The 14,881-nt window shown below is 71.7% G+C and carries 11 protein-coding genes and 1 pseudogene; 5 read left to right on the top strand and 7 right to left on the bottom strand.

Annotated elements, in window-relative coordinates:
• Positions 1-126: 126 nt before the first annotated feature.
• The gene (lspA, locus tag ACWDY5_RS20200; RefSeq protein WP_449723725.1) at positions 127-666 is read left to right on the top strand and encodes a signal peptidase II; all 540 of its coding nucleotides are present in this window, start codon (positions 127-129) and stop codon (positions 664-666) included.
• A gap of 1 nt (position 667) precedes the next feature.
• Here the strand turns inward: lspA and ACWDY5_RS20195 are convergent, their stop codons facing one another.
• Positions 668-1,912 (bottom strand): ROK family transcriptional regulator, encoded by a 1,245-nt coding sequence (locus ACWDY5_RS20195; RefSeq protein ID WP_449723724.1) that lies wholly within the window; start codon positions 1,910-1,912, stop codon positions 668-670.
• A 55-nt stretch (positions 1,913-1,967) separates the two neighbouring features.
• On the opposite strand from ACWDY5_RS20195, the gene ACWDY5_RS20190 reads away from it, so the two are divergent.
• Complete coding sequence (locus ACWDY5_RS20190; RefSeq protein ID WP_449723723.1) at positions 1,968-3,032, top strand: Gfo/Idh/MocA family protein; 1,065 nt, start codon at positions 1,968-1,970, stop codon at positions 3,030-3,032.
• Entirely contained in the window at positions 3,029-3,517 is a 489-nt protein-coding gene (locus tag ACWDY5_RS20185) for a heme-degrading domain-containing protein (protein WP_449723722.1), read from the top strand. Before ACWDY5_RS20190 ends, ACWDY5_RS20185 begins: the two co-directional genes overlap by 4 nt.
• A 158-nt stretch (positions 3,518-3,675) precedes the next feature.
• On the opposite strand, the gene ACWDY5_RS20180 is transcribed toward ACWDY5_RS20185, so the two are convergent.
• The gene (locus ACWDY5_RS20180; protein WP_449723721.1) at positions 3,676-4,686 is read right to left on the bottom strand and encodes an LLM class flavin-dependent oxidoreductase; all 1,011 of its coding nucleotides are present in this window, start codon (positions 4,684-4,686) and stop codon (positions 3,676-3,678) included.
• A 93-nt stretch (positions 4,687-4,779) separates the two neighbouring features.
• Here ACWDY5_RS20180 and ACWDY5_RS20175 point away from each other — a divergent pair, with 93 nt between their 5' ends.
• Both ACWDY5_RS20175 and ACWDY5_RS20170 read left to right on the top strand, forming a co-directional pair.
• Positions 4,780-6,180: a M20/M25/M40 family metallo-hydrolase gene (locus tag ACWDY5_RS20175; protein ID WP_449723720.1), complete on the top strand. Its 1,401-nt coding sequence runs from the start codon at positions 4,780-4,782 to the stop codon at positions 6,178-6,180.
• A gap of 107 nt (positions 6,181-6,287) precedes the next feature.
• Positions 6,288-8,849 carry a protein kinase domain-containing protein gene (locus ACWDY5_RS20170; protein WP_449723719.1) on the top strand — a complete coding sequence of 854 codons (2,562 nt, stop codon included), beginning with the start codon at positions 6,288-6,290 and terminating at the stop codon, positions 8,847-8,849.
• Positions 8,850-9,058: 209 nt separating this feature from the next.
• On the opposite strand, the gene ACWDY5_RS20165 is transcribed toward ACWDY5_RS20170, so the two are convergent.
• The 5 genes and pseudogenes from ACWDY5_RS20165 to ACWDY5_RS20145 all read right to left on the bottom strand — a co-directional run bounded on the left by ACWDY5_RS20165 (position 9,059) and on the right by ACWDY5_RS20145 (position 14,129).
• A complete protein-coding gene (locus tag ACWDY5_RS20165) occupies positions 9,059-10,021 on the bottom strand; it encodes a phosphatase PAP2 family protein (protein ID WP_449723718.1) in 963 nt (320 codons plus the stop codon).
• Positions 10,022-10,099: 78 nt separating this feature from the next.
• Positions 10,100-12,040: an ABC1 kinase family protein gene (locus tag ACWDY5_RS20160; RefSeq protein ID WP_449723717.1), complete on the bottom strand. Its 1,941-nt coding sequence runs from the start codon at positions 12,038-12,040 to the stop codon at positions 10,100-10,102.
• A 92-nt stretch (positions 12,041-12,132) separates the two neighbouring features.
• Positions 12,133-12,606, bottom strand: a complete 474-nt coding sequence (locus tag ACWDY5_RS20155; RefSeq protein ID WP_449723716.1) for a hypothetical protein — start codon at positions 12,604-12,606, stop codon at positions 12,133-12,135.
• Positions 12,567-13,031, bottom strand: a complete 465-nt coding sequence (locus ACWDY5_RS20150; protein ID WP_449723715.1) for a hypothetical protein — start codon at positions 13,029-13,031, stop codon at positions 12,567-12,569. The genes ACWDY5_RS20155 and ACWDY5_RS20150 overlap by 40 nt, the downstream gene beginning before the upstream one ends.
• A gap of 48 nt (positions 13,032-13,079) precedes the next feature.
• Positions 13,080-14,129, bottom strand: a pseudogene (locus tag ACWDY5_RS20145) (FAD/NAD(P)-binding protein).
• Positions 14,130-14,881 lie beyond the last annotated feature (752 nt).

The following is a 14,881-nucleotide window of genomic DNA, read 5'->3' as shown; positions in this document are numbered from 1 at the left end:
CCGGGACGGCCGCGTTCCTCGCGACCGGTGTCAGGTATGGCCGCCGGATCTGCGAGCAGCCTGGACCGGGGCTGGGAGACAGCTGGGAGCGACACGGTTCGGTCGATCGGCTTACGCTGTCGGGTGATGAGCACCGAGAGCACGCCAGCGAACCCCGCCGCGCCCCGCCGTCTGCTGTTGACGCTGCTGGTGGCCGCGGTGCTGCTGGTGCTGGACCAGCTGACCAAGTTCTGGGCGGTCGACGCGCTGACCGGCCAGGCCCCGATCCCGGTGATCGGGGAGTTCATCCGCTTCCGGCTGCTCTACAACCCGGGCGCGGCCTTCTCCCTCGGCGCCGAGTCGACCTGGGTCTTCGCCATCCTCAGCGGGGTGGCGGTGATCGCGCTGGTGTGGATCGCGCTGCGGGTCCGCTCCACCGGCTGGGCGCTGGCCCTGGGCCTGCTGCTCGGCGGCGCCAGCACCCACCTGCTGGACCGGCTCTTCCGCGAACCGGGTTTCGCCAGGGGCCACGTGGTCGACTTCATCGACTACAACGGGTGGTTCGTCGGCAACGTGGCCGACATCGCGCTGTTCTTCGGCGCGGTCTCGCTGCTGGTGCTGAGCTTCCGCGGGGTCAACCTGGACGGCACCCTGGAGAAGGACAAGCAGGCCGAGCAGAGCGCCTAGCTCACCCGCTGCGCGCCTGGCCCAGCTGCTGGCGCCCGTAGAAGGTGGACAGCAGCAGCATCGCCGCGCCCGCGGCCACCAGGTCCTGCTCCAGGTCGGAGACGGTGACCCGGACCGGCTGCCACTCCGGCGAGCGGATCTGCGTGCGCAGCGCCCGCTCGATCTCCCGCACGTAGTACTCCCGCGCGGTCTCCACCGCGCGCCCGGCCAGCACCACCTGGTCGATGTCGAGCAGGTTCACCAGGTCCGCCACCGCCCCGCCGAGCAGCCGGGCCGCCCTGGTCAGCTCGGCCCTGGCCACCCCGTCCCCGGCCGCGGCGTCCGCGCACAGCTGCTGGAACTCCGGCAGCACCTCGGGGTTGATCGGCGAGGGCGGCCCGCCGGTGCCGCGACGGCGGCGCACCCTGGCCAGCACGGTGGCGGGCGAGCAGAGCACCTCCACGCAGCCGCGCCGCCCGCACGCGCAGTGCGGCCCGGTGGCCTGCAGCGTGGTGTGGCCGAACTCGCCGGCGTTGGTCCGGCTGCCCCGGTGCACCACGCCGTTGAGCACCAGACCGGCGCCGATGCCGGTGCCGATGTAGACCAGCGCGGCTTCGGAGAGGCCCTCGGTGCGCCAGCCCTCGGCCACGATCGCGGTGTTGGTGTCCTTGTCCAGGATCACCGGCAGCCCGGTCATCGCCGCCACCCGGTCGCGCAGCGGCACGTCCACCCAGCCGGGCAGGTGGGTGGCCTGGTGCACGACACCGGTGTGGTGGTCCAGCGGGCCGGGGCAGCCGATGCCGAGGCCGAGCAGCTTGCCCTGCGGCACCGCGCCACCGCTGACCATGCCCAGCGCGTGCTGGGCGAGCAGCGGGATCACCACGTCCGGCGTGGGCACGGCGGGCATCGGCACCCGGCGGCGGTCCAGCACCGCGCCGGCCAGGTCGACCAGCACGAACCGCAGCTCGTCCCGGTCCACGTGCGCGCCCAGGGCGAAGCGGGCCTCGGGCAGCAGCCGCAGCAGCGTGCGCGGTTTGCCCACCGTCGGCGCGGCCTGGCCGGACTCGGCGACCAGGCCCTCCTCGATCAGCCGCGCCACGATCTTGGACACCGCCTGCGCGGTCAGCCCGGTGCGCTGGGCGATCTCCACCCGGCTCAGGCCCTCGGTGCCGCGGATGAGGTCGAGCACGAGCGTGCTGTTGTGGCCGCGCAGCGCGCGGAGGTTGGCGCCGCTCGCAGGCGGTCGCGGGGTCGACGGTTCCGACATCAGTTTCAGATCATGGCATCTTGCTGTTAATCAACAGTGTTGTTTTAATCTCGATATGGTCTCCACAGACGATCTCCGCGTCGGGGTGCTCGGGTACGGCATCGCAGGCGCCGTCTTCCACGCCCCACTGGTCGCCGCCACCCCCGGTCTGCGGCTGAGCGCCGTGGTCACCGCCAACCCGCAACGCCAGGCCGCGCTGCGTGAACGGCACCCGGACACCCGCGTGCTGGACTCCGCCGAGGACCTCTTCGCCGCCAGGGACGAGCTGGACCTGGTGGTGGTGGCCACCCCCAACCGCACGCACGTGCCGCTCGCGCTGGCCGCGATCGAGGCCGGGCTGCCGGTGGTGGTGGACAAGCCGTTCGCGCCCAGCGCCGAGCAGGCCAGGCAGCTCACCGAGCGCGCCGCGGCGGCCGGGGTGCCGCTGACGGTGTTCCAGAACCGCCGCTGGGACAACGATTTCCTGACCATCCGCAAGCTGGTCGAGGACGGGCGGCTGGGCCGGGTGCACCGGTTCGAGTCCCGGTTCGAGCGCTGGGCGCCGACCCCCTGGGACAACTGGCGCGAGCTGCCCGGCGCGGAAGAGGCCGGCGGCATCCTGTTCGACCTGGGCGCGCACCTCATCGACCAGGCGCTCCAGCTGTTCGGCCCGGTGACCTCGGTCTACGCCGAACTGGGCCAGGTCAGGGCCGGTGTCCAGGTCGACGACGACGCCTTCGTCGCGCTCACTCACCAGGGCGGGGTGCGCTCGCACCTGTGGATGAGCGCGCTGTCCGCGCAGCTCGGCCCGCGCTTCCGGGTGCTCGGCGACGCGGCCGGCTACACCAAGTTCGGCCTGGACCCGCAGGAGGACGCGATGGCCGCGGGCGGGATTCCAGGTTCACCGGGTTGGGGGACCGAAGTTCAGTCGGCCTGGGGACAGCTCGGCGTCGGCGCGGACGCCGAGCCGGTGCCGACCGAGCCCGGCGCGTACCAGGACTTCTACGCCGCGGTGGTCGCGGCGCTGCGCGCGGGCGGCCCGCTGCCGGTCGAACCGGCCGGCGCGATCGCCGCGTTGGAGATCATCGAGGCGGCCAAGCGGTCCGCCGAGTCGAACGAGCCCGTGGTGGTGACGGCATGAGCAGCCCCTGGACCCTGGACGAACTCGCCGAGCAGGAGCTGGACCTGCAGTTCGACCGCTTCGACAACGACACCGCCTGGGAGCTGGGCTCGCGCCTGGTGGCGGCGGCGCGCGCGGCCGCGCTGCCGGTGGTGGTGGCCATCCACCGCAACGGCCAGCGGCTCTTCCACGCCGCGCTGCCCGGCACCTCCGCCGACAACGACGCCTGGGTGGAGCGCAAGGCCAGGGTGGTCGCCCGGTTCGGGCACAGCTCCTTCCTCATCGGCGAGCAGTGCCGGGCCAAGGGCAGCACCTTCGAGGAGACCATGCGGCTGGACCCCGACGTCTACGCCGCACACGGCGGCTCGTTCCCGGTGACGGTGCGTGGTGTCGGCGTGGTGGGCTCGATCACCGTCTCCGGGCTGCCCCAGGTGGAGGATCATCGGTTCGTGGTGGCCCAGCTCACGGAGTACGCCCGCGAGACCACGAGCACTCACTCCTTGTGACTAGCAGAATCCGGCCCCATCCGTTCGATTGGAGGATGTACCGCTCTCCGACGGACGAGCTATAGTTGACGAGTCTCAGCGCGATGGTGGTTCTACCACCAAGATAATGAGACCTCAGAGCCCCGAGGCCGGACCCCCAGCGGCCTCGGGGCTCTCTTTTATGCCGCGATCTTGGCGACCAGTTCGAAGGAGCGCAGTCGCTCCGCGTGACCGGGCACCATCGAGGTCACCATCAGCTCGTCGGCCAGCGTCTCGGTCAGCAGCTTCTCCAGCCCGGCCGCCACCGTCTCCGGCCCGCCGATGATCTGGCTGGCGAACCTGGCCTCCACGAACTCCCGCTCCAGCGCCGAGTACGGGTAGTCGGCGGCCTCCTGCGCGGTCGGGAACAGCCCCGGCCTGCCGCCGCGCAGCCGCAGGAAGGACAGTCCACCGGGACCGGCCAGCCAGCGCGCGTGCTCGTCGGTGTCCGCGGCGATCACCGAGGCGCAGACCATGGCGTAGGGACGGTCCAGCTCGGCGGAGGGCCGGAAGTTCTCCCGGTAGAGCCGCAGCGCGGGCAGCGTGTTCTCCGCGCTGAAGTGGTGCGCAAAGGCGAACGGCAGCCCCAGCATCCCGGCCAGCCGCGCGCTGTACCCGCTGGAGCCCAGCAGCCACACCGGCGGCCGGTTGCCCGCGGCCGGCACCGCGCGCACCGCCGGCTCGGGCTCGCCCGGCACCGGCTCGTCGAAGTAGCGCACCAGCTCGCCGAGCTGTTCGGGGAAGTCGTCGGCCGACAGCGGCGAGGCCGAGCGGCGCAGCGCCTGCGCGGTGCGCGGGTCGGTGCCCGGCGCGCGGCCGAGGCCCAGGTCGATCCGGCCGGGGTAGAGCGCCTCCAGCATGCCGAACTGCTCGGCGACCACCAGCGGCGGATGGTTTGGCAGCATCACCCCGCCGGAGCCGACCCGCATGGTCGAGGTGACCGCGGCCACCTGGCCGATCAGCACCGCGGGCGCGCTGCTGGCCACGCCGGGCATGTTGTGGTGCTCGGCCAGCCAGAACCGGTGGTAGCCCAGTCTCTCCGTCTGCGCGGCCAGGTCCAGGGTCTCGCGCAACGCGGTGGTCGCGGTGGAGCCGTTGGTGATGATGGCCAGGTCGAGCACGGACAGTGGGACGGAACGAGACAGGGGCATGTCCGGTGCAACGCGCGGGTAGCCCGGCTGCTTCCCGGTAATCGGTTCCTTTGGCGGCTTTACCACCCTGCGCTGACTGTCTAGACAGGGCACATGGCCCCTGAGTCGCCCAGCCGACGCACCTTCCTGACGGCCGCCCTGACCACTGCGGCGGCCCCGCTGATCTTCCCGGCAGGCGCCGCGCAGGCCGCCGCCGAAGCCGCCGCCCCGGCGGGGCGGCCGGCCGACCGCGAGCTGCGCGCCCTGCTGCGCGAGATCGACCCGAAGCGCATCGAGGCCACCGTGCGCACCCTGGCCGCCTTCGGCACCCGGCACACCCTCTCCAGCCAGGACGACCCGAAACGCGGCATCGGCGCGGCCCGGGACTGGCTCTTCGCCGAGCTCAGCCGCTACGCCGCGGCCTCCGGCGGCAGGCTCACCGTCGAGCTCCAGTCCTACATCCAGCAGCCGGACCCGCGCATCCCGGTGCCCACCAAGATCACCAACGTGCTCGCCACCCTGCGCGGCAGCACGACCACCAAGCGCACCTACGTGGTCGCAGGCCACTACGACTCGCGCGCCTCGGACGTGATGGACGCGGTAAGCGACGCGCCGGGCGCCGACGACGACGCCTCGGGCGTGGCGGTGGTGCTGGAACTGGCCCGGATCATGGCCAAGCGCCCGGTGGAGGCCACCGTGGTCTTCGCCGCGGTCGCGGGGGAGGAGCAGGGCCTGCACGGCTCCCGTCACCTGGCCAAGCAGCTCAAGGCGGCGGGCGCGGACGTGCAGGGCATGTTCACCAACGACATCGTGGGCAGCAGCACCGCCGACGACGGCAGCAAGGACCCGCGCACGGTGCGCCTGTTCGCCGAGGGCGTGCCCACCTCGGAAACCCCGGAGCAGGCCAACGTCCGCCGCTCGGTCGGCGGCGAGAACGACTCGGCCACCCGCCAGCTGGCCAGGTACGTCCGCGAGGTCGCCGGCCAGGACGTGACCGGCATGAACGTCCGGGTGATCCACCGCAGGGACCGGTACCTGCGCGGCGGCGACCACATCCCGTTCCTGGAGCTGGGCTTCCCCGCGGCCCGGTTCACCGAGCCGAACGAGGACTTCGCGCACCAGCACCAGGACGTCCGGGTGCAGGACGGCAAGCAGTACGGCGACCTGCCCGAGTTCTGCGACTTCGACTACATCGCCCGCGTCGCCAAGGTCAACCTGGCCACCCTGTGGTCCCTCGCGCAGGCCCCCGGCACACCCACCGGCGTCGGCATCCTCACCCAGGCGCTGACCAACGACACCGAGCTGGTCTGGCAGCGGGGCCCGGAGGCCGACCTGGCCGGGTACGAGGTCCTCTGGCGGGAGACCACGGACACCTGGTGGACCCATGTCGTCCCGGTAGGCGATGTCACCCGGGCGACGGTCAAGCGGTCGAAGGACAACGTGTTCTTTGGAGTGCGGGCGATTGATCGCGCCGGACGTCACAGTCCAGTGGCTTTTCCGTTGCCAGTGCGTTGAGCGGGCCCAGAAAACCCACTTGCGGAGCGTGCGGACACGTACACCCGATGTAAGGACTAATAGGGTGGATGTCGTCAGCTTCCGGTGAAGTGGGTCTGGAGGGGTTCGTGGACGCGGTCGTCCATCTGGTCGGCTCGCTGTTGTCGACGCTGCACGGCCTGTTCGGCTTCGCGGTCTGCCCAGGCGACTGGGCCTGGACCGTCACCGCCGCCGGTGTGGTCTTCGGCCTGCTGCCACCGCTGGGCGCGATCTGCGTCGCCCTGCTGCGGCACGGCATCGGCAACCGGTACACCCCGGCGACCACCATCCCGATCGCCGCCTTCGGCCTGGCAGGCACCCTGGTCCTGCCCTGGCTGGCCTTCACCGCCACCGACCGGATCATCACCGCGGCCGCCCGGGGCGTCCAGGTCGGCGGCCTGACCGGCGCTGGCGAGTCCATGGGCCGGGACTTCTGTTTCCTGGGCACCCAGGGCCAGTACCTGGCCAACGCCCCGGAAGCCGCGGACGCCCTGTTCAACCCCGGTGGCGCCACCAGCTGGCTGGGCTCCATCGGCTACATCTTCCTGATCGGCGTGCTGCCGGTGCTCATCCTGCTGGCGGTGATCTTCCAGAGCCTGCTGGCCTTCCGCCGCGGCCCGAAGTGGCCCGCCTGGCTGTTCTTCCGGCTGCCGTACGTCCTGCTGGCCATCCTGACCGTGCCGCTGAGCGCCAGCATCCTCGGCCACCTGTGGCTCGGCTTCCTGCCCACCTCGATCGCGGGCATCTTCGCGGTCATGCTGATCGGCTCACCCCGCCGCTCGGTCATCGTCCGCTCCGAACGCGACCCCGAACCCGCGGAGAAACGCCAGTTGGAACCCCGCCAGCCCCTGCCGCCCCCCAAACCGAAACCCCTGGCCGAGCCGGTCCGCCCAGCCAGCAACCAACTCCCGCGCAAACCGTCCACCGCGCCCCCCAACCCCACCCGCATCGACCCAGCCGTCCGCCTGGCCGAACCCCTCCCCGCAAAGCCCTCCGCCGCGACCAAGGTCGCCCCGGCCCCGATGCACGCGGCCCACGCCAACGCCGGCCACGCCCACTCGGCCCAGTCCGCACCACCGCCCCAGTCCGCGCGCAACGCGCCGCAGCCCTCGCCCGGCCCAGGCCGCCCCGGCCAGGAGCCGCCCACGGTGGTCCGAGGTCAGGAGCCACCCACGGTGGTCCGGAGCCAGGAACCGCCAACGGTCGTCCGCGGCCAGGAACCCCCCACCGTGGTCCGCGGCCACGCCCCGCCGACCGTCGTCGCCGGCCACGAGCCGCCGACGGTCGTCCGCAGCCAAGCCTCGCGAACCACCAGCGCGGGCCAGGAACCGCCCACGGCCTTCGTCGGCCAGCCCCCGCACCCCGCCGCGGGCCAGCAGCCCCCATCCGCCGCAGGCCAGCAACCGCTGTCCGCGGGTCAGCAGCCCCTTTCCGCAGGCCAACAGCCGCTGTCCGCAGGTCAGCAACCCCTTTCCGTAGGTCAGCAACCCCTTTCCGCAGGCCAACAGCCGCTATCGGCAGGCCAACAGCCGCCGCCCGCAGGCCAGCAACCCCCGCCCGGCACCTCCGGCCGCCCACCCGCGGTCATGAGCGGCAAGCCCCCGACCCTCCAGGCCCCAGCCGGCGCCCTGGCCAACACCCCAGGCCCCCTGCCCGCCTTCCTGGCAGGCGCCGGTGCCGCTGGCGCCGCCGCCGCGGGTGCGGCCGCAGGCGCGGGCCGGATGGCCTCCGGCGGCACCCGCACCACCCCGGTGCTGCCCCGAGGCGGCGTCTGGCACCCCGCCGGCGGCCGGTTCCGCAGGCTGCGCAAGCTCGGCGCCGGCGGCTTCGGCCAGGTCTGGCTCGCCATGGACACCAGCCTCGGCCGCACCGTCGCGGTGAAACTGGCGCACGCCCCCGACGCCGAGACCGAGCAGCGCATGCTCCGCGAGGCCCGCGCCCTGGCCGCCGTCCGGCACCCGAACTGCGTCCGGGTCTACGACGTCGTCGAGGAACCCGACGGCCTGGCCATCGTCATGGAGTACATCGAAGGCGGCACCCTCGCCGACGCCGTGCACAACGGCGGTGTCATCGACGACGTCTCCGCCGCTCGCCTCTGGGCCACCATGGCCGGCGCACTGGCCGACGCGCACGACCAAGGCGTGCTGCACCGCGACGTCAAGCCCGCGAACGTGGTCCTCGACGAGGGCGGCACCGCCCACCTCATCGACTTCGGCATCGCCCGCTCCAAGGGCGACAGCACCCTGACCGCCACCGGCATGATGATGGGCACTCCCGACTTCATCGCCCCCGAGGTCGCCGCGGGCGCCTCCGCCTCCCCTGCCGCCGACGCCTGGCAGTTGGCCGCCACGGTCAGCTACGCCCTGGCCGCCCACCCACCCCGAGGCGTCTTCGAAACCCCGGTCTCGGCATTGATGGCCGCAGCCAAGGGCACCCCCTGCACCCACATCCCGCAACAGAGCGCCCACCGCCACCTGCTGGCCGCCGCCCTGGACCCCGACCCGCGCCGCCGCCCCACCCTGGCCGTGGTGAAAACCGAGGTCTCGGCCTGGCTGATGCGCCATGGCGCGGTCATGGACGGCCCGGTCTCCACCACCGTCATGCCCCGCACCCCCGACCCCACCACACCGCCACCCAAGTACAAGCCCTAGTCCGCACAAGCGAAAGCCCCACACCCGGACTCCGGATGTGGGGCCTTCGCCTGTGCGCCCCGGCCGAGGCCCCGCTCGCCTCGCTAGCTGCCCCCGTACTGCCACTTCTTCCCGGGCCTGCGACCTGACTGATCACCATCCCGGCACGACCCGACCGTCTCCGGCGACCGCTCAGCCCTGCTGCCGCCGGCCGAGTTGGGACCTGCTCGTCAAGGCACCAGGTGCTGCCGGTAGTAGTTCAGCTCCTCGGCGCTCGCCACCCGGCGCTGGCCCGGCAACGGCCCAGGCAGCGGCGGTTGCACCGCAGGCGGTGCCGGCACGCCCTCGGTCGCCGCCACCGACGCCAGCAGTTCGATCGACCGGAGCAGCGCGGTGACCGCCAGCACGATCAGCACACTGGCCGACTGCGCCGCCGCCATCGCGATGTCCGTCGGAGTGGCGTCCGCGCCGGTGTACCGCAGCACGAACCAGCCGACCGCGGCCACCGCCGCGAGCCAGCCCAGCGTCAGCCCGATCGGGCTCGGCCGCCGCAGCACCCGACGAGCCTGTCCCACCGCCAGCAGCACACCCACCAGCAGGCAGCACACCGCCGCCGCCAGCAGACCGCCGCCCAGCGTGTCGCTCAGCCGGTGCCAGCCCGCCTCCATGGTCGCGGTCGACACCGTCGCCACCCACAGCGCGCCCGGCACGGCCGCCAGCACCCGCAGCCTGCTGGGCAGCACCACCAGCAGCGCCAGCACCAACGCCATGGCCAGGCTGACGTGACCGCTGGGGAAGCTGTTGTGCGAGGGCAGGAACCGCCCAGCGCCAAGCCTGGGCCGCTCCAGCAGCGACAGCTTCAACACCTGCGAGCAAGCCACGGTGAGCCCGGTCGCCACCAGCGCGGCCAGCCCTGCCCACCAGCGCCGCCCGACCAGCGCCACCAGGATCACGCCGACCACCGCGCCGATCAGCAGCGGACGATCGTTCATCAGCTCCAGCAGCCCGGAGTCCTCGTCCCTGAGCAGCAACCCCGGCCCGCGGCCACCGGCCGCCAGCACCTCGTTCTCCCAGCGCTGCCCCTCGGGCGTGCGCACGAAGGAGATGTAGCTGACGACGAAGGCGAGCAGGAACAGCGGCGCGGACAGTGCGATCCGCCAGGCCACGAAGGAACCGGTCGAGGAGGGACGCATGCCTACACCGTCCATCCGCGATGTATCAGCCATGCCCGTGGCATGTCATGGTTCTGTCACAGACCAGCCGAACCTCCTTCACGTCTCTCGCCGGAACACCAGGTACAGCACCCGCAACGCGATCACCGAGCTGATCACCAGCAGGTTGTAGCCGAACACGTGCAGCAGGCTGATCCCGTCGGCCACCATCGGACCGGCGGTAGTGCCCAGCAACAGCACCGCCATCACGCCGGTGGTCGCGGTCAGCACGGTCAGCAGCACCTGGTTCAGGAACCCGCGCAGCACCCGCCGGTCCCGCTCGTCGGCGAACAACCGCACGTTCACCCCGAGCCTGCCGCGTTCCAGCGCGCCGGTGATCCGCTCCAGCCGCCGCGGCAGCCTGCGCAACACCGGGATCAGCGCCAGCAGCTCCTGACTCGCCGCCTCCTTCAGCGAGGACGGGTGCAGCGCCGCGCTCACCTTGTCCCCGGCGAAGGACCGCGCTTCCGCCACGATGTTGAACCCGGGTGCCAGCGCGGCCAGCGTGCCCTCCATCGTGGCCAGCGCGCGGAACACCGCGGCCACCTCCGGCGGCACCGTCAGCCGATAGGCGGCGACCAGCCGGAACAGGTCGGTGAACATCTCCACGTCCGGCCGCATACCTGGACCCAGGTGCCGGGCCATGAACTGCCCGACAGCCCGCTCCAGCGCGGACTCGTCGATCTCATCCGGCCTGCTCACCACCTCCAGCAGGGCATCGCTCATCGCCGCGGGATCACCACGGTCGATGGCCAGCAACAGGTTCTGCACCGCGCCCCGCAACTGACCGTCGAGCCGGCCGACCGACCCGAAGTCCAGCAGCCCGAGCCGCCCGTCGGTCAGTGCGAGGATGTTGCCCGGATGCGGATCGGCGTGGAAGACGCCGTCCACCACCACCTGCTGCAGCAGGCACCGCAGCAACGCGCGCGCCAGCTCCGGACGGTCCGCGCCGTCGGGTAATCGCCCGCTGAGCGGCACCCCGTCGAGGCGTTCCATCACCAGCACCCGCTGGGTGCACAGCTGCTCGTGCAACACGGGCAGCCTGATCCCCGGATCACCGCCACGCACCGCGGCAGCAGCCTCGACCGCGGCCATGTTGCGCGCCTCGATCCGGAAGTCGAGCTCCTCGCGCAGCGCGTCGGCGAACCCCTTCGCCAACTCCACCACACCCAGCGCCCGGCCCCAGCGAGTCCGCGCCTCCAGGGTCCGGGCCAGCCGGTCCACGATGTCCAGGTCACGCTCGACCACCGGCCGGATGCCGGGCCGCTGCACCTTCACCACGACCTGCTCTCCGGTCCGCAGCGTGGCCCGGTGCACCTGCGCGATCGAGGCCGCGGCCAGCGGTACCCGGTCGAACTCGGCGAACACCTCCTCCGGCGCGCCGCCCAGCTCTGCCCGCAGCACCAGCTCGACCTCGGCATACGGCGCCGGAGCCACCTGGTGCTGCAACCGGCTCAGCTCGGTGACGAACTCCTCCGGCAGGATGTCCCGCCGGGTGGAGAGCACCTGGCCGAACTTGACGAACGTGACGCCGCCGTCCTCCAGCGCCAGCCATACCGACCTGGCCAGCTTGGACTGCCCCTGCGTCGCCGACTTCCGGCTGCCGCGCAAGTAGGGGCTGAGCCCGTGCCGGAAGGCGATCCGGCTGATCTGCGAGTACCGCCGCGCCCGCCCGAACCGGCGCCGCAGCCCGCGCAGCCACTCCACCGGACCCGGCACGGATCCGGGCGGCACCAGCACCTCGGCCAGCACGAGCAGCACCATCGGCACCAGCACGGCCAGGCCGATCCAGACGGTGATCAGCGAGCCCGCGCTGTCGGCCTGGAACATCACCCTGGCCAGCGGCGGTATCAGGAGCAACCCGATGACCGCGGCGATGACCGCCCGCACCAGGCCGACCCGGAAGCCCAGCAGCCTTCGCAACACGATCACGAAGACGGTAAGGACCACCAGGTAGGTCGCCGGGGCGAGTACGAGGTTCACGAGCCAGTTGTCGTCCATCGCCTTCGGACGCTACCGAGATTTCCGAGGGCGTCCGACCAACTTGGCGCGATGCGTTCACCCAGGTCAGCGATGAAATTGACTGCGCAGCGTCAGCTCAACGGAGTAGCGAAACGCTGATCAGCAATGACGCCGCGGCACAAGATCATCAAACCGGCTACCAAGTTCTGCTGCCCGCGGAATCGGCACCAGCCTGACCGGCTCGTCGCCAGGAACCGCAGCAGCTCCCTGGCCACCTTGTCGTTGCGCCGGAACGAGGGCGCGTTGGTCCGCGGCCGGGCGAACGCGGCCACCGATCGGCCGCTGGTGTGCGCGTCGAGCGCGAACCAGCGCGGATGCGCCCGCCCGTCCCGGTCCAGCACCCGCACGTCGTCCCCGCGAACCAGCAGCAGCCCGGTGTTGTGCCCGAACGCTCCCTCGGCCAGCACCTCCTCGGCGCCGTCCCCGGCCAGGACCAGGCGCCGCAGCAGCTCATTCGCACTGCCCCTGGCGTTCGCCCTGGGCAGCCGCGCCTCGATCAGCCCGGTCACCACCAGCTGCTCGGCCACCGCGGCGCTGCCGGCCACGAACCGCCCGCGCCCGGCATCCGCCCGCACCCACATGTCCGGCCCGAGGAACCGCACGATCCCGGCCTCGGCCAGGGCCAGCAGCTGCTCCAGCCGGGGTCACCCGGCGGACCGCTGGTGTAGAAGCTGCAGAACCCGGCCCACCACCCGTCGAACTCCTCGACCTGCGACCGTGCCGACAACCGCCCGCTCGCCAGCAGCCGCGGCAGTTGCCCGTACCCCGACAGCAGCGCCAGGAACGCCCCCAGATCCGTGGAGAACGCCGGGTCCGACCGCCGGGCCAGATCCTGCTCGATGTAGTCCCGCAGATATCTGCCCAGGCCAGCGAACCGGTCGAAGCTCAGCCCGCGCAACGGCCGGTCCAGCGTGGCCAGGTCGAGCCGGTCCACGCTCGCCGGCACCGCCCGCGCCACCAGGTCCCGCATCCGCTGCCCGAGGAACTCCAGTTCGGCGAAGCTCCCGGCGAACTCGTCTCAGTCCATCGTGACCTTGTCCGGGTGGCCGGTGAACAGCTCGCGGTAGTAGCCCCAGCCGATCTCCTTGGCGATCGCGGGCCACACGTCCCGGCGGAACTCCAGCCGCCCCGGCTGGGCCAGCAGCCGGTCCACCGCGTCCGCGTCGAAGAACCTGGGCAGGTCCGGCGCCGCGCCCTGCAACCGATAGGTGGTCTTCGCGTGATGGGGAACTCCGCGCCTGGACCCGACGTACAGCACCGGCTCCCGCCCCGAGGGCAGGTAGCGCAGACCGTCCGTAGTGGCCTCGAACCGTCCGCCGCGGCCCTCGGTCAGCAACACCATCGGGTCAATGAACGCCTGCCCGAACCCGCGCATGACCACGGTCTTCCCGGACGCGATCTCGGACAGGTCAGCGTCGGCCGAGTACTCCGGCGGCAGGTAGGACAGCCCGTGCTCGGCGGCGAAGGCGGCCAGCCGCCGCTGCTCAGCGTCGGGCTGGGAGTCAAGGTGCCCGAGCGCCAGCACCACCGCGCCCGCTGACAACGGCGTCGCCCGGTCGGCCAGCCACACCTGCTGCAGCTGGTCACAGCTCCCGGTGATGGCGGTCGCGGTGCTCGCGTGCACGTGCACGGTCACCGAGTCCGGAAGTCCCCGGATCGTGTGACGGAAGAACCAGTCCAGATACTTGCCCTACACCTGCCGGGAAGGAAAGCCGTTGCCGCGCAACGACACCAGCTCCGGATCAGGCTCCACGTCGGCGATCTTGCCGGTGCCTACATCGGCTGCCCACTCCGCGAATGAGCGACCGGGGCGCACCGGCCCCTGACATCGCACCGACTCGTCGGTGAACATCGTGACGTCCTCGGCCATCGAGTTCATCCGCAGCAGCGGTGACTGCGCGTGCCGCCACACCCGTCCGGGTCCCGGCGGAAAGGGATCGACCAGGTGAATCTCCAGCGGACCCCCGTACAACTCCTCGGCCGCGCCCAGGTTGGCGCTGATCCGTTCCAGCAGGCCGGTCCCGTTCGGGCCGGCGCCCACGATGGCGATCACGGCTGAGCTCGGCATGCCACCTCTCCTTGCGTGACGAGGGGAGACGCGTGACCGCGACGGCGCGCGTCAGGAGAAGGTCAGGCAGGTGGAACGCCGGAGAAGGCGATGTCATCACGCGGGAGGGGCCCCGGTTTTGTGGAGGACGTGCTGGTGCACCCGCCGCTCGTGACCCGCGACCACATCGACTTCGGTCGAGTGTGGTCCAGCTCGTGTCGTAGCTGACCGCTCTCCCCGGTTGGCCACGCTCGCGGAGTCCACCGCTCAGCCGGACCCGGTGCCGACCGGCTCGTCGCCCGTCATCACGCGTTGGCCCTGTACTTCACCAACGACGACTTCGTCAGTGATGTCTTCCGGCACCGGGGACCTGTGGACGCCAACCGCCACGGCCACCTCGTGCGCGGCCGAACTCGCGGTACGGGCCTGAATGTGGCCGGGGCCACTCCAACCCGATCTACGTGATGTGCCCGAGATCGACTCGCGCGCAGGCCGCTGACCTGGGCTTCCTTCGCGCTGAACTGCCGATTTGACTTCGCATTCGCCCGGGCGTAACTTTCTCCCTGCCAGCGCGGAACGGCCCCCAGAAAGACCGGGGAACGGGCGCGGGGCAGGGGTCGCGAACCAAGCTCCCATCGACAGGTGGTAGAGTGGGCGACCGTAGCAAGATCTAGCAACAAAGCTTCCAGGACAAACAAGCCCCGGAACAGCTGTCGGCCTCTGCGGCGGGCGGGTGTGCGGTGTTGCGTGTGTTCTTTGAGAACTCAACAGTG

Source organism: Crossiella sp. NPDC003009, from assembly GCF_053591555.1.
The sequence above is the reverse complement of the archived record's forward strand: the minus strand, read 5'-3'. Positions and strand labels throughout refer to the sequence as shown.

What these genes read in the sequence shown, in the direction of transcription:
- lspA (WP_449723725.1), top strand. Translation starts at nt 127, where the DNA reads ATGAGCACCGAGAGCACGCCAGCGAACCCCGCCGCGCCCCGCCGTCTG.
- ACWDY5_RS20195 (WP_449723724.1), bottom strand. Translation starts at nt 1,912, where the DNA reads ATGTCGGAACCGTCGACCCCGCGACCGCCTGCGAGCGGCGCCAACCTC.
- ACWDY5_RS20190 (WP_449723723.1), top strand. Translation starts at nt 1,968, where the DNA reads ATGGTCTCCACAGACGATCTCCGCGTCGGGGTGCTCGGGTACGGCATC.
- ACWDY5_RS20185 (WP_449723722.1), top strand. Translation starts at nt 3,029, where the DNA reads ATGAGCAGCCCCTGGACCCTGGACGAACTCGCCGAGCAGGAGCTGGAC.
- ACWDY5_RS20180 (WP_449723721.1), bottom strand. Translation starts at nt 4,686, where the DNA reads ATGCCCCTGTCTCGTTCCGTCCCACTGTCCGTGCTCGACCTGGCCATC.
- ACWDY5_RS20175 (WP_449723720.1), top strand. Translation starts at nt 4,780, where the DNA reads ATGGCCCCTGAGTCGCCCAGCCGACGCACCTTCCTGACGGCCGCCCTG.
- ACWDY5_RS20165 (WP_449723718.1), bottom strand. Translation starts at nt 10,021, where the DNA reads ATGCGTCCCTCCTCGACCGGTTCCTTCGTGGCCTGGCGGATCGCACTG.
- ACWDY5_RS20160 (WP_449723717.1), bottom strand. Translation starts at nt 12,040, where the DNA reads ATGGACGACAACTGGCTCGTGAACCTCGTACTCGCCCCGGCGACCTAC.
- ACWDY5_RS20150 (WP_449723715.1), bottom strand. Translation starts at nt 13,031, where the DNA reads ATGCGGGACCTGGTGGCGCGGGCGGTGCCGGCGAGCGTGGACCGGCTC.